Origin of the sequence: Mitsuokella sp. AF21-1AC (assembly GCF_003458855.1) — a bacterium.
Classification (GTDB): Bacteria; Bacillota; Negativicutes; order Selenomonadales; family Selenomonadaceae; genus Mitsuokella.
Map to the genome: position 1 here is coordinate 1 of NZ_QRVW01000001.1, position 17,462 is coordinate 17,462.

Here is a 17,462-nt window from a genome sequence, read left to right on the forward strand (position 1 = left end):
TTGTCTGGAGACGGACTGGGAGGATAGGAAATTGCCGGTTTCATGGCGGCTTTGGTGAAGCGGTTAACACACTGGATTGTGGCTCCAGCATGCGTGGGTTCGATCCCCACAAGTCGCCCCATTTTTATATTAGGGGTATAGCTCAATTGGTAGAGCAACGGTCTCCAAAACCGTAGGTTGTGAGTTCAAGTCTTACTGCCCCTGCCATTTATGGAGTGGTACTCAAGAGGCTGAAGAGGACGGTTTGCTAAATCGTTAGGCTGGGTAACTGGTGCGGAGGTTCGAATCCTCTCCACTCCGCCACTTCAAAAAGATGCTCTGACATTCGTCAGAGCTTTTTTGTTGTCCAGTCCTTTCTGTCCGTCTGGACTGGATTGACAGTATCTTGTTTTTCTGATATTCTTAGTGCGTTATTTCTTGTATAAGCCCATGGATAAGGTGTGGGCGTTTCTACAGGCAACCGTAAATTGTCACAGGCTACAGGAATGAGGCGTGGAGTCTCCCTTTTACTGTGCCTTGTCTTTTGCGGTGCTATCAAAAGAGGAGGCTTTATTTTTATGCAAGCGCAAACAAGCAAGGAATCCTTCCTGGAACGGTTCTTCGGACTGCGTGAGAAGAATACGACCGTGCGGACAGAAATCCTGGCTGGCTTTACGACGTTCATCGCGTTGGCCTATATCATTTTTGTCAATCCGAATATCCTGTCTGAGGCAGGTATCCCGAAAGAAGCGGCCATTGCTTCGACCATCTGGATCGCGGCACTTTCAACCATGGTCATGGGTGTGGTGGCGAATTATCCGGTGGCCCTGGCTCCGGGCATGGGACTCAATGCCTTTTTTGCTTACTACGTCTGTGGTACGCTGGGGCTCCATTGGACCGTCGCTCTCGGTGCCGTCTTCTTCTCGGGTATCCTTTTCCTTCTGCTGACGGTCAGCCACGTGCGTCAGGCCATCATCAACGCGGTGCCGCAGAATCTGCGCGTGGCCATTGGTGTCGGCATCGGACTCTTCATCGCATTCATCGGCCTCAAGGGAACGGGACTCATCATCCCCGACAAGGCGACCTTTATCGGGCTGGGCCATGTGACGCAGCCGACGACGCTGCTGTCGCTCTTCGGTCTTGTCCTCACGGGCGCACTGATGGCCCGCAAGGTGCAGGGGGCCATCCTCATCGGCATCATCAGCACGACACTGCTCTCCATGATCCTCGGGTATTCTCCGGTACCGCACGGTATTTCTGACATCATCAGCATGAGCCTGCCGCATATGGGCGAGACGTTTGGCAAGCTTGACATCGTCGGTGCCTGGAATTACGGCATCGTCTCGATCATCTTCACCTTTACGGTCGTCGAGCTTTTCGATAACATGGGCACGCTGATCGGCCTGACTTCCAAAGCGAAGCTCGTCAAGCCAAATGGGGAGATTGAGAACCTTGACCGCGCGCTGACGACGGATGCCGTCGGCACGATCTGCTCGTCTATCTTCGGTACGTCCACGGTCACGAGCTATATCGAAAGTGCGGCAGGTATTGCAGCCGGCGGCAAGACGGGACTCACGGCTGTCACAGTTTCCATCTGCTTCTTCATCGCACTGCTTTTCGCGCCGCTCGTCGGACTCGTCCCGGGATTTGCCACGGCTCCGCCGCTCATCCTGGTCGGTGCGCTGATGATGAGCGAGGTCGGCAAGATCAACTTCCAGGATTTTTCAGATGGACTGCCGGCTTTTCTGACCATCATCATGATGCCGCTGACAGGCTCCATCGCCAATGGCTTTGCCTTCGGCTTTGTCAGCTATGCGTTCATGAAGACGGCCGTGGGCAAGTATAAGGAAGTCAGCTGGATCATGTGGCTGGTTTCCCTGGCATTCGTCGTCAATCTCGTCATGCGTTCGTAAAAATCTTTTTTCTTGACATCAGGTTGACGCTATGCTATGATTTTTAACTGTAGACGCTGAAAGTGCGTCTTTCCCCAACCGCACAGTGAGGTTTGTCAAAACGAGCAATCGTACCGTAACTGGCGAGTAATCTTTTAGGGAGGTGTTTTCATGTACGCAATTATCAAAACGGGCGGCAAGCAGTACAAGGTTGCTGAGGGCGATGTCATCACGATCGAGAAGCTGGCTGCCAATGAGGGCGAGGCTGTCGTATTCGACCAGGTCCTGACGGTTGTCAACGATGCAGACGTCAAGGTCGGCAAGCCCCTCGTTGAAGGTGCCAAGGTAACGGGCAAAGTCGAGGCTCAGGGCAAAGATAAGAAGATCCTTGTTTTCAAGTACAAGGCAAAATCCAATTATCGCAAACGTCAGGGTCATCGTCAGCCGTTCACGAAGGTTGTCATCGAGAAGATCGAAGCTTAATTTTCCATGATTAAGGTCAAGATCTTTTATCAGGACGATGGGAAAATCACCGGTTTCGATGTCGCTGGTCACAGCGGCACGGCAGTGGCAGGCGAGGATATTGTCTGCGCCGGTGTCTCATCGCTTACGGATTCGGCATTCCTTGGGATAACAGAGTATCTGCATCGAACAGTCAGCTACGAAGACTCGAGTGGAAAGCTCAAAATGCAGCTCAAGGATCGTCCTGATGACAGGACGGAAGCAATCCTGAACACGATGCTTTTGGGGCTTACGGCAATCGCCGAAGCGTATCCCAAGGCTGTACGGATTCTGAAATAGTGGAGGTGAATTCCATGTTTAAGTTTGAACTTCAGCGTTTCGCACATAAAAAGGGCGTCAGCTCCACGCGTAACGGCCGCGACAGTGAGTCCAAGCGCCTCGGCGTCAAGGAACATGCTGGCACGATCGTAACGGCTGGCAGCATCCTCGTTCGTCAGCGCGGCACGCATTTCCATCCGGGCCACAACGTTGGTATCGGCAAGGATGACACGTTGTTCGCAAAGGTTGCCGGCAAGGTTGCCATTGAGCGCAAAGGCCGCTACAACCGTCAGATCAGCGTATACACAGCTGAAGAAGCTATGTAATCAAAGGATACCTGCGCTTCTCCTTCGGAGAGCGCAGGTATTGTTATATGGAATATAAACGGCGTTAGGTTGCGTTGTGATGGATAAAAAGCCGGTATTGGGTATCACAATGCCGGCTTTTTATGCATTACAACTACGAATGCAGCGCAGAGACACGTTCTGGATATGATGAATAACAGACTGACTATATTTTTTAAAGGAGGCTATCATGCAGTTTATTGACAGGACCCGCGTTATCGTCAAGGCGGGTGACGGCGGCCATGGCAAGTCCGCGTTCCGCCGCGAGAAATTCGTGCCGAACGGCGGCCCCTCTGGCGGCGACGGCGGTCGTGGCGGCGATATCATTTTCGTCGTCGATCAGAATATGAACACACTGCTGGACTTCCGCTATCACCGCAAATTCAAGGCGGAGAATGGTGAAAACGGCGATATCAAGAACCAGTACGGCCACAACGCACCGCCCTGCTACGTCAAGGTGCCGGCCGGTACAATCGTCAAGGACGAGGACACGGGTGCCGTGCTCGCGGACCTCACGGAAATCGGCCAGGAAGCCGTTATCTGCAAGGGCGGACGCGGTGGACGCGGCAATGCCAAATTTGCCAATGCTGCCAACCGTGCCCCGACGTTTGCCGAATTCGGCGAACCGGGCGAGAGCCGCAATCTCGTTCTCGAACTCAAACTGCTTGCGGATGTCGGCCTCGTCGGCTATCCGTCGGTCGGCAAATCGAGCCTGGTGGCCAGCGTCAGCGCTGCGCGCCCGGAGATTGCAGAATACCACTTTACGACCATCACGCCTGTCCTCGGCGTCGTCAAGACGGACTATGAGAAGAGCTTTGTCATGGCGGATATCCCGGGCCTCATTGAAGGCGCAGCGGATGGTGTCGGACTGGGGCATGATTTCCTGCGCCATGTGGAACGCACGAAACTGATCCTGCACATCGTCGACGCTTCGGGTCTTGAGGGACGCGACCCGGTCGAGGATTATTACAAGATCAATGCAGAACTCAAGAAGTACAGCGAAAAGATTGCCCGCCGCACACAGATCCTCGTGGCCAACAAAATCGATCTGCCGAGCGCACAGGAGAATCTGCCGCGTCTGCAGGCACTGGCTGAAAAGGAAGGGCATAAGTTCTTCGCAATCTCGGCCGTCACGCGTCAGGGACTCAAGGAACTCATTTCCTATGTGGGCGAGTGGCTCGACAACTATGTCGAGGAACCCGAGAAAGAGGATGAGGTCAAGGTCTACGATGAGACGGCGGAGGACCCTGAGAAGGTGACAATCAGCCGCAACGATGCCGGTGATTTCATTGTCCACGGCAAGGCCATCGAGAAACTCGTCATAATGACGAATTTCAACAATGATGAAGCAGTGCGCCGTTTCCAGTACATCTGGCGCATCAAGGGCATTGATGAGAAGCTCCGGGAGCGCGGCATCAAGGACGGCCAGACCGTCCGCATCGGCGAGATGGAATTTGAATACCGCGACTGAGTGGTTCGCGGCTACAGCATGGATTTTTTTAGGAGGAATACCGTTGATCCGTAATTCACTTACAGGCAAGCAGAAGAGCGTCCTGCGCTCCATGGGCATGAAGCTCGAGCCCGTCGTGCAGATCGGCAAGGAGGGCGTGACGCCTGCTGTCGTACAGGCGGCCCGAGAGGCCATCAAGAAGCGTGAGCTCATCAAGGTGCGCGTGCTGCAGAACTGCATGGAGCTGCCGGCCGATGCCATCACGATGCTGGCGGAACGTGCCGATGCAAACCTCGTACAGCTCATCGGCCGCAATGGCCTGCTCTTCAAGCGCAATTTCGAGAAACCGAAAATCGAACTGCCATAACTCATCTGCATCTTTGGAGGGATTCCTATGTTAGCACGGGAACGTTTGCGGGAAGCGAAGCGCATCGTCGTCAAGGTCGGGACGAGCACGCTGGCTCACGATACGGGCAAGCTGGATCTGTATCGGATTGACCATCTGATCCGGGAACTGGCGGACCTCATGAATCAGGGAAGAGAGATTGTCCTGGTTTCTTCCGGCGCCATTGCCGCTGGCCTCAGCAAGCTGGGGCTGCCGGAGCGGCCCGCCTCCATTCCGGAAAAGCAGGCCGTGGCGGCCATCGGTCAGGGCGTGCTCATGCATATCTATGAGAAGTTCTTTGCGGAGTATGGCAAGACCATCGGCCAGGTGCTGCTGACGAAGGAGAATGCCGTGCGCCATAACCAGTACCGCCATTCCCGTGATGCCCTTCTGGCCTTGCTGGATATGGGGGTCATTCCCGTCATCAATGAGAACGATGCCGTGGCTGTCGATGAAATCAAGATTGGCGACAACGACAATCTCTCGGCCATGGTGGCGACGCTGGTCGATGCCGATGCCCTGGTCATCCTTTCCGACATCGAGGGGCTTTACACGGCGAACCCGGCGACACATCCCGATGCGCAGCTCATCCATGAGATTCCCGAGATTACGCCGGCTGTCATCGAGATGGCCGGCGGGGCCGGCTCAAAGCTCGGTACGGGTGGCATGGCCACGAAGCTCCAGGCCGCCCAGATTGCGATGAGCACTGGGGTGACCATGGTCATCGCCGCGGGGCAGCAGGAGGGCATCCTGCGCCGCATCCTGTCAGGTGAGACCGTCGGTACCGTATTCCCGGCCCGCGAGTCCCATCTGAAGGTGCGCAAGAGCTGGCTGGCCTTCGGCAAGCGCCTGCAGGGAGAACTCACGGTCGACGCCGGCTGTGTCGAGGCCCTGGAGCATGGTTCCAGCCTGCTGGCGGCCGGCATCGTCGATGCCGATGGGGATTTTACTGCCGGCAGCACGGTGCGCGTGCTCGCAGAGGACAATCGCGAGATTGCCCGCGGCATTGTCAATTACAATGCGCAAGATCTTCGTCAGATCCTTGGTCATCGTACGGAGGATTTTGCAGACCTCGTTCATGGTCCCATCCATGAGGAGGTCATTCATCGGGATAATATGGTCCTGATGGTCTGAGTGTGGGGGAGGAATCCTGGATGGATATTCAAGCAGAAATGAAACAGAAAGCCGAAGCGGCGCGCGCTGCTTCCCGCAAGCTCGCGGTGCTGTCTACAGGGGTTAAGAATGCCGCGCTGATGGCCATGGCTGACGCGCTCGAGAAGCGCAGTGAGCTCATCCTGAAGGCCAACGAACTCGACCTCGAGGAAGCGCGTCAGAAGAAGGTCAGACGTTCTTATCTGGACCGTCTGATGCTCGATGAAGGGCGCATTGCTTCGATGGCGGAAGGCCTGCGCCAGACGGCTTTGCTGCAGGATCCCGTCGGTCAGGGGGATTATTCGACCGTGTGTCCGAACGGCCTTGAGATCCGCCGCGTGCGCGTGCCGCTCGGCGTCATCGGCATTATTTACGAGGCGCGCCCCAATGTGACGGCTGATGCAGCCGGCCTCTGCCTCAAATCGGGCAATGCCGTGATCCTGCGCGGCGGCTCGGAGGCCATCCGCTCGAATACGGCCATCAGCTCTCTTTTGGCCAAGGCGGCCTATGGCGCCGGCATCCCGGAAGGAGCGCTGCAGTTTGTGGACTTCACGGACCGTGAGGCTGTGGATGTCATGATGCATTTGCGCGGCTCCATCGATGTCATCATCCCGCGCGGCGGCGCCGGACTCATCCGTCATGTTACGGAAAACAGCAGCGTACCGGTCATCGAGACCGGCACGGGCGTCTGCCATACCTACGTCGATGCTTCGGCGGACTTTGACATGGCCACGGCTATTGCCGTGAATGCCAAGGTCAGCCGCTGCTCGGTCTGCAATGCGATGGAGACGCTACTCGTCGATGCGGCCATCGCGGAGGAGTTCCTGCCGCAGCTCGCGGCAGCCATGCGGGAGAAGCACGTGGAGCTACGCGGCTGCGAACGCACCCGGGCCATTTGCCCGGATATGGTGCCGGCGACGGAAGAGGACTGGAGCACGGAATACGGCGACCTGATTTTGTCGGTCCGCGTCGTCGATGGCATTGATGCGGCCATCGCACATATCAACCGCTATAACACGGGCCATTCCGAGACAATCGTGACGAATGACCTCGCGCATGCGCACCAATTCCAGCGTGAGGTGGACGCGGCAGCCGTTTACGTCAATGCGTCGACGCGCTTTACGGATGGCTTTGAATTCGGCTTCGGGGCTGAGATTGGCATCAGCACGCAGAAGCTCCATGCCCGCGGTCCCATGGGCCTCCGTGAGCTCACGAGCATGAAGTATCTGATTTACGGCGAGGGGCAGATCCGGAAATGATCGGTTATCTGCGGACCCTGCGTCAGTACCTGAAGACACCGAAGGGGGCCTTCGATGCCAGAGATTATCTGCGGGCCGTGCTGCTCATGCTGCTTTCGATGGCAGCGGCTGCCTGCCTCATGAGCTGGATTCTGGAGGGGTGATTTCTTGATGGAGCATCGGATCGGCATCATGGGCGGCACGTTTGATCCCATTCATCACGGCCATCTGTTGACGGCCGAGTATGTGCGGGATGCCTGCGGCCTCACGAAGATCCTGTTCATTCCGGCTGCCAATTCGCCGTTCAAGCTGGAAAAGAAGGTGGCACCGGCGTCCGACCGGCTGGCCATGACACGCCTGGCCATCGCAGACAATCCGTATTTTGAAGCTTCGGATATCGAGATGTGCCGTCAGGGCGTTTCCTATACATCGGATACGATTGACGAATTGCATCGTCTGCTCGGGCAGCAGGCGGAATTCTTCTTCATCACAGGTGCGGATGCCATCAATGATCTGCCGTCGTGGCATGAAGCAGAGCATCTGCTCGCATCCTGCCACTTCATTGCCGCCACGCGCCAGGGCACGAAGCTCGACATGGCGCATCTGCGGAAGGCATTCGGTGCTCTTTGCGAGTGCCATATCCATCAGCTCACAACGCCGGAGCTTGAGATTTCTTCGACGGAAATCCGTGAGCGCATCCGCTCGGGGCATTCCGTCCGCTATATGCTGCCGGCCGCTGTGGCAGACTATATCAAAAAAGAAGGGCTGTATCGATGAGTTTTGCAATGGATTATGAAACGATGAAACAGGAACTCAAGGGCCGCCTCAAGGCGACCCGGTTCCGCCATTCTCTCGGTGTGTCTGAGACAGCGGTCCGCCTGGCCAGGCGTTTCGGGGTGGATGAACAGCAGGCACGTGTCGCCGGTCTCCTGCACGACTGTGCCCGTGAGTTTCCCAATGAAGCGATGATTGCCGAAGCGGAGAAACGCCATCTCCCCATCGGGACGGTGGAGCGCTCCATGCCGCTCCTGCTGCATGGCCCCATCGGTTCGCGGCGCGTGCGGGAACTCTACGGTGTCGACGATCCGGCCGTGGAGCAGGCCATCGCCCGCCATACGGTGGGCGGAGAGCATATGACACCGCTCGACAAGATCATCTGGTTTGCTGACATGATCGAGCCGAACCGCGACTATCCGGGGGTTGAGAAGCTGCGCAAGCTTGCACGCGAGGCGACGCTCGACGAGATGCTGCTCGAGGGGCTCAGCGATTCCATTGCCTTCGTCCTCGCCAAACGTCACCTGATCCATCCGGATACGGTCCTGGCGCGCAATGAGATCCTGTTGAAGATGAAGAAGGAAGCATGATGGGGAAACGGGAATCGGAGAATATTACCCGCCGCCATATCGAGCAGAAAAAGAAGGCGATGGCGCGGGCCAGGCGCAGGCGTTTCCTGCGATGCATGTTTGCACTCATCATCTGTACGTTCCTGCTCCTGCTGTCAGCCGGCGCCATTTACGGGCTCATGCGCGGCGCACAGTATCTTACACAGGAGTACCATGCGCTCTACGACGGGTATACCCAGCGGCAGCAGGAACGGCGCGGTACGGTGAATCCAAACTTTGACGGATATACGAATGTGCTGGTCCTCGGGCTCGACGATGGTGCCGGCCCGACGAATACGGAGGGCAAAAAGGCTGATACGGTGCTCGTCCTGAGCATCGAGAATGAGACGGGCAGGATGCGCTTTATCACGATTCCGGGCGGTACCTGGGTCAAGGTGCCGGAGCGCGCGCATTCAATGCGGCTGAGCTCGGTCTACACAGAGGGCGGTGCCCCCATGATGGTCCGCCAGGTCAATGCTCTGCTCGGCATATCCATCCACCAGTATGTCGTGGTCGATCTCAAGGCCTTTGCGGAGCTCATCGATGCTTTGGGCGGCATCGACCTTTACGTGGAGAACGATATGGATTATGAGGACCCGGAGTCCGGGCTCAGCATCCACCTCAAGAAAGGCTATCAGCATCTGGATGGCAGCGAGTCCGAACAGTATCTGCGGTACCGCGGTACGGAGCTCGGGGACTTCGGGCGTGCCCAGCGGCAGCAGAAATTTGTCAAGGCGCTCTATCAGCAGGTCATGCGCCTTGAAACCATTCCGAAGCTGCCGTCCGTGGCGAGGATTTTCCAACAGGATGTCGACACGAGTGCCGAATTCTTCGATTCGGCGCATCTCGCAAATGTCCTGCGCCACCTGAGCAGCGACGATCCGGTGAGCATGATCCTGCCGGGATCGCCTGCGCAGAATGACGATACGATCTGGCTGCCGGATTCCTCCGGCATCCAGAAGAAGATGGAAGAACTTTTCCCCGGGGACATGGGCGATCATACGGCACCGTGACCGGCAGGATGAGAACATAGAATGGATCTATCTACATAAAAGGAGTTATCATGACAGAAAAAGAAATCTGCACTGCCATCTGCAAGGCAGCCAGCGACAAGAAAGCCCGTGACATTGTGACGATGGATATGGAAGGCCTGATGATCTCGCCGGATTATTTCGTAATCTGTTCGGCCAATACGGCCACGCAGGTGCGGGCCATTGCCGACAATATTGAAGAGGAGCTGGCAAAGCTCGGCGTGGCGTTCAACCACAAGGAAGGCTACCGCGAGGGCGAGTGGGTGCTGCTCGACTTCGGCGATGTCGTCGCCCACGTCTTTATGCAGGAAGCCCGTGAGTACTATGCACTCGAGCAGCTCTGGGGCGATGCGAAACTGACTGCCTATGAAGATTGAAGATAGGGATGGTAGGATGATGGAGAGAACAGGAGATACGGGCAGGGAGGCAAAGAGAAAGTTCGGCCCCAGCACGGTGGCGCGCCTGCAGGTCGCACGCGTCAGTGAGATGGGCGCTTTCCTCGATGCGCAGACGGGCAATACCTCGGATGATATCCTGCTCCATAAGACCCAGCAGACCCACCCCGTGCAGGTGGGAGATTTCGTCGATGTGTTCCTGTATCTGGACCCGAAACGCCGCCTGACGGCCAGCATGCGAGTTCCAAAAATGAAGGAAGGGCAGATCGCAAGGCTGCGCGTCATCAACGTCAGCCGCGACGGCGCCTTCTTGGATGTCGGCGCAGAGCGCGGCATCTTTATGCCGTATGCCGGCATGCGCGGCCGCCCGCAGGTCGGCGAAGTGGTATGGGCCAAGCTCTACACCGACAAATCCGGCCGCCTGGCCGTGACGATGGAAGTGGAGGACGAGATGCGGCGCGCCTCTGTGCCGGCCACGCATGTCAAGGTGGGCGATATGGTCACGGGCGCCATCTACAACTACACGGACAGCGGCGCCTTCCTGTTCAGCAAAGAACGTTACATCGTCTTCATCGCCAACAAAGAGATGAAGGAACGTCCGCGCGTCGGCGAGGTCGTGACGGCGCGCGTAACCTACGTGCGTCCTGACGGGCGTCTCAACGCCTCGCTGCGGGAGGCCAAAGAAAAGGCCCTGATGACGGACTCACAGCGCATCCTGGAACTCCTGGAGAGCCGCAAGGGGCGCATGCCGTACAGCGATGAGTCTTCACCGGAAGTGATCCGTGACAAGTTCCAGATCAGCAAAGCCGCCTTCAAGCGGGCGCTCGGTCATCTGCTCAAGGAGGGCAGGATCGAGGAGAAGGATGGCTGGACGTATCTGAAGTGAGTATGCCGTTTCGAGAAGGCAGCTGCCGGGAGCAGCTGCCTTTCTGCATTGGCGGCCAGTCTCGTGCACCGGTCTTGTGAAATCGTGTAAAGTCCGATATAATGAAGGGTAAACTAGTTGGTACTTTAAGATAGTGAGGTTAAGAACATGAGGCGGTATACGTCCTTACTGCTTACGGCGTTCGTCCTCTTCCTGATCGTGCTGGCCGGATCCGCGTATCTGGCTGGTGCGGATTACAGCGGCGAACATCGCAGCCGGCATGAGATCACAGTGCTCACGACACTGCCGGCAGAACATGCGGAAATCCTGTCACAGGCTTATGAGGAGACGTCTGGCGTGCACGTCAATTTCGTGACGCTTTCATCGGATGATGCGCTCAAGCGCATGCAGGACCAGGCCTCGTCATCCGGCAGCGGCGATGCCTCCCTGGTACTTGCTGACCGCCAGACCCTGGAAAAGGCAGCGGCCAAAGGGTATCTGGCACCGTATATCTCGGAGCGCAACGATATGATCCCAAATTCCTTCCGCCAGCAGGATGGTTATTGGACCGGCGTCTGGTATGATCCGATTGTCTTCTGTGTCAATCGCGATTACCTGAAGACGCTGCGGGACGACATCCCCGATTCCTGGCAGACACTGGCCGGGCTGGATGCCCGCATCGGCGTGACGGATTTCATGGCGGCGGATGCTTCGGCGGATCTCCTGTACGCGATGACTGCGCAGTTTGGTGAGACGGCGACGATGGATATCTGGCGCCAGCTGCACCCGAAGGTCGTCCAGTACGCAAGGTATCTTTCCAATCCGGTGCGTCAGGCCGGCATGGGCGAGGTCGATCTCTCCATTGCCGTGGAGAGCGAGACGCTGCGCTACATCCACGATGGCTATCCACTGCAGATCATCTATCCATCGGATGGCACGACGGCGCGCGTGACGGGCACCGGCCTGCTCGTGCACGCCAGGAAGCAGGATGGCGTCATGGCGAAGGCGTTTGCCGACTGGCTGCTTTCTGATGAAGTCCAGATTGCGCTGCAGAGCCATAATTATTTCTTTATCCCGACGAATCCGGGCACGATTGCCTACAAGTCCTTTGCAGGCAAGAACCTCGTGCTGTTTACCCAGCCCGTCACGTTCACGGATGCGCAGAAGCATCATTTGCTCGACGAATGGGCCCGGGATATCCGTTTCAAATGAGCCGCGAGGATGCTGCCTGTGCAGCATCCTCTTTTCGGGAGCATTGCGACCATATATTTAGTAGGAGGAGTTTTTCAGTGAAAGCAGGTTTCATCAGTCTTGGCTGTTCCAAGAATCTTGTCGATACAGAGGTCATGCTGGGTATCCTGAAGGAACACGGCATCGAGATCACGGCCAATCCCGCCGAAGCCGATATCCTGATCGTCAACACGTGCGCCTTCATCCAGTCGGCGAAGGAAGAGTCGATCACGACGGTGCTCAACATGGCGGAATACAAGGAAAGCGGGCGCTGCCGCAGCCTGATCGTGGCCGGCTGCCTCGGCCAGCGCTATAAGCAGGAACTCCTGGACGAGATACCGGAAGCCGATGCCATCATCGGCACGGGAGCCTGGGGACGCATCATGGAGGCGGTGGAGGAGACGCTCAAGGGGCACCGCCTCGTCATCGCCGGCAAGGATGAGGCCCTCTACGATGAGCACACGCCGCGCATCACGACGACGCCGGGGTATACGGCGTACGTCAAGATTGCAGAGGGCTGCAACAACCGCTGCGCCTTCTGCGCCATCCCGTATATCCGCGGCGATTACCGCAGCCGGCCCATCGAGGATATCTGTGATGAAGTGCGCAACCTCACGGAAAAGGGCGTGCGCGAAATCGTGCTGATCGCTCAGGATTCGACGGAATACGGCAGGGATCTCTACGGCGAGCCGAAACTTGCGGCGCTGCTCCGGGAAATCGTCAAGGTGCCGAAACTCCGGTGGGTGCGCACTCTCTACAGCTATCCGAAGTACTTCACGGATGAACTCATCGATACGATTGCGAGCGAGCCGAAGATCTGCAATTACGTTGACCTGCCGCTGCAGCACGCGCACGATGCCGTACTGCGCAGCATGCGCCGCCCGGATACGCAGGCGGATATGCGCAGGCTCATTGCGAAGCTCCGCGAACGCATTCCCGGCGTGACGATCCGCTCGACTTTCCTCGTCGGCTTCCCGGGGGAGACGGATGCCCAGTATCAGACGCTGCGCAACTTCATCGAGGAGATGCGTCTCGACAAGGTGGGGGTCTTCACGTATTCGCGCGAGGAAGGGACTCCTGCGTACGACATGCCGAATCAGGTACCGGAAGAGGTCATGCAGGAGCGTTATCACGACCTCATGAGCCTCCAGTGCAAGATTTCCGAAGAGATCAATCAGTCCCTCGAGGGCAAGGATCTTGACGTCCTCATCGAAGGACGCGACGAAGAGCAGCCGAACATTGCCGTCGGCCGCTCGTACCGCGAGGCGCCCGATGTCGATGGCCAGGTCTACGTCGAGAATGATACGGACAGCAAGCCCGGCGACATGGTGCACGTCAGGATCCTGCAGGGGTTCACGTATGATCTCGTCGGAGAACGCCTGGATGACAGGGCGGATGCGGAAGGATGAAATGAGGCGAATGCATGATGAAGATTGAGGAACAGGCCGGAAAACTGCTGCTCGCGCAGGGGATGACAATCGCTTGCGCGGAGTCCTGCACCGGCGGGCTGCTGACGAGCCGCTTGACGGATATCGCGGGCAGTTCGGCTTACGTCATGGGCTCTGTCGTTTCGTATACGAACCGCATCAAGGAGAAGCTCGTCGGTGTCCGCCATGAGACGCTGCTGGCACATGGTGCGGTATCGGAAGAAACGGCCCGTGAGATGGCGGAGGGCATCCGCCGTGCAATCGAGACGGACATGGGGGTCGGCATTACGGGCATTGCCGGCCCCGGGGGCGGAACGGCGACGAAGCCCGTCGGCCTCGTTTTCATTGCCGTTTCAGGTCCCGATGGTACGATAGTCAAAGAAAATCATTTCCGTGGTTCGCGTACGGAAGTCAAGCGTCAGAGCACCGAAACGGCACTGCAGATGCTTTGCTTCTACCTTTCCCGGCGGGATTCTTCGTCCAGCCCATTGAACGCGGATACACGGAAGATAAAGGAGTAATCACGATGAAATTTTATACCTGTCTTGCCGCTGCTGCCATGGGCGCATCCCTTTTGATGGCCCCATCGGTGCCGGCCCTGGCTGCCGAACAGACTGCCGCCAAGGATCCTTCCGTCCATATCCAGCAGCCCATTGAAGCATCGCTGCCGTATACGTATACGAGCAAGCAGTACGGCTTCACGATAAAGTGCCCGCAGAAGCCGGTCGGCGTCATCCCCGCCAATCTGCTTTACGAGGATAAGCAGGGCGAAGTCCTCGTCTTTGACAATGAGGAATACAACATCAAATACGCCTGGGTCATCCTGACGGATGCCTTTGACGACAAGAAGGTGCCGGATCTCAACAAACTGAAGCCCGAGGAGGCCGAAAAGCTGCTCTCGGGCATCATGGGCAGCAATGGCTATGAGGGCATCATGCTCGTCAACCTCACGCCGACCAACAAGGCCATTTATGCCGTGACGGCCAAGGAGGTCGAGATCGATACGGATGGTGACGGCAAGGCCGACGAGGTGGCCAAGGCGGACACGCAGATGGCCGTGGCGTTCTTCCGCACGCCGTCCGGCAAGCGCTATGGCGTTGAGCTCATCGACAATCCGAACCTGCGCGCGTATTCGCTGGCTGCCTTCCAGAAAGGCATTGCGACCCTGACGGATTCGCAGGACAAGGCCGTGACGAACTCGTCGAACGCCAAGAAAAACAAGAAGAGCAAGAAATAAAAGCTGCCCGCTTGTCGGCAGCTTGCAGCAGAAATCCCCGCAACACATGGCGTCTGCCATGCGCTGCGGGGATTTTGTCTTATGCCTGCAAACAAAAAAGCATCGCTTGCGCGATGCTCATTTTCATATGGCAGGGGTAGCTGGACTCGAACCAACGCATGCGGGATTCAGAGACCCGTGCCTTACCAACTTGGCGATACCCCTGTGTCTTTCGACATTTATATATTATATGGACGATGCAGCTATTTGTCAAGAAAAATTTTTCAGGCTGGTTGCGTTGAAGTGCCAAAAGATCAGGCTTGCATTTTTCTGCTGATTTGCTATAATCTAATTAACAAATGAACCGATGTTCATGCGTTTAATGAGACAGGAGTGTGGAAGATGAACCCGAAGCAGAAAAAGAATATGATCCGCATCGTGGCGGCAGCTCTCTTAATGATTGTGCTGGCTTTCCTGCCACTCAGCGGCATGGCCCGCTTTGCCGCGTATCTGGTCCCGTACCTGATCGTGGGCTATGATGTCATCTGGAAGGCAGGCAAAGGTCTCTGGAAGCGGCATCCCTTTGACGAAAGTCTGCTGATGGCTGTTGCGACACTTGGTGCCATGGCGCTGGCCATCTACGAGGATGGTGATTATACGGAAGCGATTGCCGTCATGCTGTTCTATCAGATCGGTGAATGGTTCCAGTCGTACGCTGTGGGACGCAGCCGCCGCAATATCAGCGACCTCATGGATATCCGTCCGGACTATGCCAATATCGAGCAGCAGCCGGGACAGCTGACGCGCGTGGCGCCGGAAACGGTGGCCGTGGGCAGTACGGTCGTGGTTAAGCCCGGTGAGAAAGTGCCGCTCGATGGCGTGATCACCGAAGGAAGTTCCACCCTCGATACGGTTGCTCTGACCGGTGAGAGCCTGCCGCGCCGCGTCGAACCTGGTGATGCGGTCGTCAGCGGCAGCATCAATCAGAGCGGCCTGCTCCATATCCGGACGACTAAGGTCTTTGCCGAATCCACGGCCTCGAAGATCTTGGCTCTCGTAGAGGATGCCGGTTCGCGCAAATCGAAAGCGGAGCATTTCATCGCGAAGTTTGCACGCGTCTACACACCGATTGTCGTTTATGCCGCCGTGGCTCTGGCCCTGCTGCCGCCGCTCGTGAACATGGCGTTCCTCGGGCTGCCGCCGGCTTGGGAAACGTGGATTTACCGCGCGCTGATCTTCCTTGTCATCAGCTGTCCGTGCGCGCTCGTCATCAGCATCCCGCTGTCGTTCTTCGCCGGCATCGGCGGCATCAGCCGCCAGGGCGTACTCGTCAAGGGTGCCAATTACCTTGAGACGCTCTCGAAAGTCGATACGGTGGTTTTCGATAAGACCGGCACGCTGACGAAGGGCGTCTTTGAGGTCACGGCCATCCATCCAGAAGTCATCAATCCACAGGAGCTTTTGCATCTGGCCGCGCATGTGGAGCGTTTCTCCACGCATCCGATTGCCGTCTCGCTGCGCAATGCGTATCGACAGGAAGCCGATGCCTGTACGGTGGAGGACGTGGAGGAAATTTCCGGCCATGGCGTCCGCGCCCGGGTCAATGGCTCTGTCGTCTGCGTCGGCAATGCGAAGATGATGGAAGCCGTCGGCGCCAAATGGCGTCCGTGTGAGCAGACCGGCACAATCGTGCATGTGGCCATCGACGGCACGTACGCCGGCCATATCGTCATCGCCGATGTCATCAAGGATCATGCCGGCGCCGCTGTCGAGGCCCTGCACAAGAACGGCGTGAAGCGTGCCATCATGCTGACGGGCGATGGCCGTGCGGCAGCAGACCATGTGGCTTCGGTCCTGGGGCTCGATGCGGCCTACAGCGAGCTCCTGCCGCAGGACAAGGTCAGCAAGGTTGAATCCTTCCTGCAGGAGGAACAGGGGGATGGCAGGCTGGCATTCGTCGGTGACGGCATCAATGATGCGCCCGTGCTCTCACGCGCCGATGTCGGCATCGCGATGGGCGCGATGGGCTCCGATGCCGCCATCGAGGCGGCGGATGTCGTGCTCATGGACGATGATCCGCTGAAGATCGCCCTGGCTCAGCGCACGGCCCGCAAGACGATGTGCATCGTCTATGAGAATATCGTGTTCTCCATCGGCGTCAAGGCTGTCGTTCTCGTGCTCGGCGCCCTGGGCCTGGCCAACATGTGGGCGGCTATCTTTGCCGATGTCGGCGTCATGATCCTGGCGGTCTGCAATGCGACGCGTGCGCTCTTCGTGCCGAAAGACCTGCGTGGTTATGGCAGACTGCAGCGGCAGGATGAAGAGACGGCACGGCCGGTTCCGTCAACGCAGCAGTCCGTCATCAGCTCTGGCCCGCGTGCCTATAAGATCGAGGTGGATTGTCCCAACTGCGCCGGTCTCATGGAAGAGGCTGCCCGCAAAACGAAGGGCGTGCGCTCGGCAACCGTGAATTTCATGGCGCAGGAGATGAAAGTGGAACTCGAGGACGGCGAGAACTGGGATCAGGTGATGACAGCCGTGCGCGACAACTGCAAGAAAGTAGAGGACGACTGCGAAGTTTATCTTTGAGCCTTCTCAACGCGTCTTCCGGTGATGATACGGGAAAACGGCCAGCCTCCGCCAATCGTGCGGCAGGCTGACCGTTTTTTTCGCATCCAGCTGTCTGACTGCCACGG

At 57.5% G+C, this 17,462-nt stretch carries 19 protein-coding genes, 4 tRNA genes and 1 riboswitch; of the genes, 22 read left to right on the forward strand and 1 reads right to left on the reverse strand.

What is annotated here, in order from left to right:
- The first annotated feature begins 45 nt into the window (after positions 1–45).
- The 21 genes from DWX75_RS00005 (at position 46) to DWX75_RS00100 (ending at position 14,787) form a co-directional block, all read left to right on the forward strand.
- A tRNA-His gene (locus tag DWX75_RS00005) sits at positions 46–121 on the forward strand.
- A gap of 10 nt (positions 122–131) precedes the next feature.
- A tRNA-Trp gene (locus DWX75_RS00010) sits at positions 132–207 on the forward strand.
- A 5-nt stretch (positions 208–212) separates the two neighbouring features.
- Positions 213–303, forward strand: a tRNA-Ser gene (locus DWX75_RS00015).
- Between the two features lie 94 nt (positions 304–397).
- Positions 398–500: riboswitch (purine riboswitch) on the forward strand.
- A gap of 57 nt (positions 501–557) precedes the next feature.
- Complete coding sequence (locus DWX75_RS00020) at positions 558–1,892, forward strand: NCS2 family permease (protein ID WP_118013682.1); 1,335 nt, start codon at positions 558–560, stop codon at positions 1,890–1,892.
- A gap of 150 nt (positions 1,893–2,042) precedes the next feature.
- Entirely contained in the window at positions 2,043–2,354 is a 312-nt protein-coding gene (gene rplU / locus DWX75_RS00025) for a 50S ribosomal protein L21 (protein WP_118013684.1), read from the forward strand.
- Between the two features lie 6 nt (positions 2,355–2,360).
- Positions 2,361–2,672 (forward strand): ribosomal-processing cysteine protease Prp, encoded by a 312-nt coding sequence (locus DWX75_RS00030; RefSeq protein ID WP_118013686.1) that lies wholly within the window; start codon positions 2,361–2,363, stop codon positions 2,670–2,672.
- Positions 2,673–2,686: 14 nt separating this feature from the next.
- Complete coding sequence (gene rpmA, locus DWX75_RS00035) at positions 2,687–2,977, forward strand: 50S ribosomal protein L27 (RefSeq protein WP_036375921.1); 291 nt, start codon at positions 2,687–2,689, stop codon at positions 2,975–2,977.
- A 208-nt stretch (positions 2,978–3,185) separates the two neighbouring features.
- Positions 3,186–4,466 carry a GTPase ObgE gene (obgE, locus tag DWX75_RS00040; protein ID WP_118013688.1) on the forward strand — a complete coding sequence of 427 codons (1,281 nt, stop codon included), beginning with the start codon at positions 3,186–3,188 and terminating at the stop codon, positions 4,464–4,466.
- Between the two features lie 43 nt (positions 4,467–4,509).
- Complete coding sequence (yhbY, locus tag DWX75_RS00045; protein ID WP_118013690.1) at positions 4,510–4,812, forward strand: ribosome assembly RNA-binding protein YhbY; 303 nt, start codon at positions 4,510–4,512, stop codon at positions 4,810–4,812.
- 27 nt (positions 4,813–4,839) lie between these two features.
- Complete coding sequence (proB, locus tag DWX75_RS00050; protein WP_118013692.1) at positions 4,840–5,964, forward strand: glutamate 5-kinase; 1,125 nt, start codon at positions 4,840–4,842, stop codon at positions 5,962–5,964.
- 20 nt (positions 5,965–5,984) lie between these two features.
- Positions 5,985–7,241, forward strand: coding sequence for a glutamate-5-semialdehyde dehydrogenase (locus DWX75_RS00055; RefSeq protein ID WP_118013694.1), 1,257 nt, complete (start codon positions 5,985–5,987; stop codon positions 7,239–7,241).
- Positions 7,238–7,384 carry a hypothetical protein gene (locus tag DWX75_RS12070; protein WP_199497474.1) on the forward strand — a complete coding sequence of 49 codons (147 nt, stop codon included), beginning with the start codon at positions 7,238–7,240 and terminating at the stop codon, positions 7,382–7,384. Before DWX75_RS00055 ends, DWX75_RS12070 begins: the two co-directional genes overlap by 4 nt.
- Before the next feature lie 7 nt (positions 7,385–7,391).
- Positions 7,392–7,997 carry a nicotinate-nucleotide adenylyltransferase gene (nadD, locus tag DWX75_RS00060; protein WP_118013696.1) on the forward strand — a complete coding sequence of 202 codons (606 nt, stop codon included), beginning with the start codon at positions 7,392–7,394 and terminating at the stop codon, positions 7,995–7,997.
- A complete protein-coding gene (yqeK, locus tag DWX75_RS00065; RefSeq protein WP_233519408.1) occupies positions 7,994–8,584 on the forward strand; it encodes a bis(5'-nucleosyl)-tetraphosphatase (symmetrical) YqeK in 591 nt (196 codons plus the stop codon). The genes nadD and yqeK overlap by 4 nt, the downstream gene beginning before the upstream one ends.
- Positions 8,581–9,615 (forward strand): LCP family protein, encoded by a 1,035-nt coding sequence (locus tag DWX75_RS00070; RefSeq protein ID WP_233519409.1) that lies wholly within the window; start codon positions 8,581–8,583, stop codon positions 9,613–9,615. Before yqeK ends, DWX75_RS00070 begins: the two co-directional genes overlap by 4 nt.
- Before the next feature lie 50 nt (positions 9,616–9,665).
- A complete protein-coding gene (gene rsfS / locus DWX75_RS00075) occupies positions 9,666–10,010 on the forward strand; it encodes a ribosome silencing factor (RefSeq protein WP_118013701.1) in 345 nt (114 codons plus the stop codon).
- Positions 10,011–10,026: 16 nt separating this feature from the next.
- Positions 10,027–10,914, forward strand: coding sequence for a S1 RNA-binding domain-containing protein (locus DWX75_RS00080; RefSeq protein ID WP_118013703.1), 888 nt, complete (start codon positions 10,027–10,029; stop codon positions 10,912–10,914).
- A gap of 147 nt (positions 10,915–11,061) precedes the next feature.
- Positions 11,062–12,105, forward strand: a complete 1,044-nt coding sequence (locus tag DWX75_RS00085; RefSeq protein WP_118013705.1) for an ABC transporter substrate-binding protein — start codon at positions 11,062–11,064, stop codon at positions 12,103–12,105.
- A gap of 77 nt (positions 12,106–12,182) precedes the next feature.
- Entirely contained in the window at positions 12,183–13,532 is a 1,350-nt protein-coding gene (rimO, locus tag DWX75_RS00090; protein ID WP_118013708.1) for a 30S ribosomal protein S12 methylthiotransferase RimO, read from the forward strand.
- A 14-nt stretch (positions 13,533–13,546) separates the two neighbouring features.
- A complete protein-coding gene (locus tag DWX75_RS00095) occupies positions 13,547–14,071 on the forward strand; it encodes a CinA family protein (RefSeq protein ID WP_118013710.1) in 525 nt (174 codons plus the stop codon).
- 5 nt (positions 14,072–14,076) lie between these two features.
- Positions 14,077–14,787 carry a hypothetical protein gene (locus DWX75_RS00100; protein WP_118013712.1) on the forward strand — a complete coding sequence of 237 codons (711 nt, stop codon included), beginning with the start codon at positions 14,077–14,079 and terminating at the stop codon, positions 14,785–14,787.
- 128 nt (positions 14,788–14,915) lie between these two features.
- On the opposite strand, the gene DWX75_RS00105 is transcribed toward DWX75_RS00100, so the two are convergent.
- Positions 14,916–14,991: transfer RNA gene (locus DWX75_RS00105), tRNA-Gln, on the reverse strand.
- Between the two features lie 177 nt (positions 14,992–15,168).
- On the opposite strand from DWX75_RS00105, the gene DWX75_RS00110 reads away from it, so the two are divergent.
- Positions 15,169–17,355 (forward strand): heavy metal translocating P-type ATPase, encoded by a 2,187-nt coding sequence (locus DWX75_RS00110; RefSeq protein WP_118013713.1) that lies wholly within the window; start codon positions 15,169–15,171, stop codon positions 17,353–17,355.
- The last annotated feature ends 107 nt before the right edge of the window (positions 17,356–17,462 follow it).

Bases quoted from the DNA above. Each gene is read 5' to 3' on its own strand.
- DWX75_RS00055 (WP_118013694.1), top strand. From the start codon at position 5,985: ATGGATATTCAAGCAGAAATGAAACAGAAAGCCGAAGCGGCGCGCGCT.
- rpmA (WP_036375921.1), top strand. From the start codon at position 2,687: ATGTTTAAGTTTGAACTTCAGCGTTTCGCACATAAAAAGGGCGTCAGC.
- rplU (WP_118013684.1), top strand. From the start codon at position 2,043: ATGTACGCAATTATCAAAACGGGCGGCAAGCAGTACAAGGTTGCTGAG.
- DWX75_RS00080 (WP_118013703.1), top strand. From the start codon at position 10,027: ATGATGGAGAGAACAGGAGATACGGGCAGGGAGGCAAAGAGAAAGTTC.
- obgE (WP_118013688.1), top strand. From the start codon at position 3,186: ATGCAGTTTATTGACAGGACCCGCGTTATCGTCAAGGCGGGTGACGGC.
- DWX75_RS00030 (WP_118013686.1), top strand. From the start codon at position 2,361: ATGATTAAGGTCAAGATCTTTTATCAGGACGATGGGAAAATCACCGGT.
- nadD (WP_118013696.1), top strand. From the start codon at position 7,392: ATGGAGCATCGGATCGGCATCATGGGCGGCACGTTTGATCCCATTCAT.
- DWX75_RS00070 (WP_233519409.1), top strand. From the start codon at position 8,581: ATGATGGGGAAACGGGAATCGGAGAATATTACCCGCCGCCATATCGAG.
- DWX75_RS00110 (WP_118013713.1), top strand. From the start codon at position 15,169: ATGAACCCGAAGCAGAAAAAGAATATGATCCGCATCGTGGCGGCAGCT.
- proB (WP_118013692.1), top strand. From the start codon at position 4,840: ATGTTAGCACGGGAACGTTTGCGGGAAGCGAAGCGCATCGTCGTCAAG.
- DWX75_RS00085 (WP_118013705.1), top strand. From the start codon at position 11,062: ATGAGGCGGTATACGTCCTTACTGCTTACGGCGTTCGTCCTCTTCCTG.
- DWX75_RS00095 (WP_118013710.1), top strand. From the start codon at position 13,547: ATGATGAAGATTGAGGAACAGGCCGGAAAACTGCTGCTCGCGCAGGGG.
- DWX75_RS12070 (WP_199497474.1), top strand. From the start codon at position 7,238: ATGATCGGTTATCTGCGGACCCTGCGTCAGTACCTGAAGACACCGAAG.
- rsfS (WP_118013701.1), top strand. From the start codon at position 9,666: ATGACAGAAAAAGAAATCTGCACTGCCATCTGCAAGGCAGCCAGCGAC.
- DWX75_RS00100 (WP_118013712.1), top strand. From the start codon at position 14,077: ATGAAATTTTATACCTGTCTTGCCGCTGCTGCCATGGGCGCATCCCTT.
- DWX75_RS00020 (WP_118013682.1), top strand. From the start codon at position 558: ATGCAAGCGCAAACAAGCAAGGAATCCTTCCTGGAACGGTTCTTCGGA.
- yqeK (WP_233519408.1), top strand. From the start codon at position 7,994: ATGAGTTTTGCAATGGATTATGAAACGATGAAACAGGAACTCAAGGGC.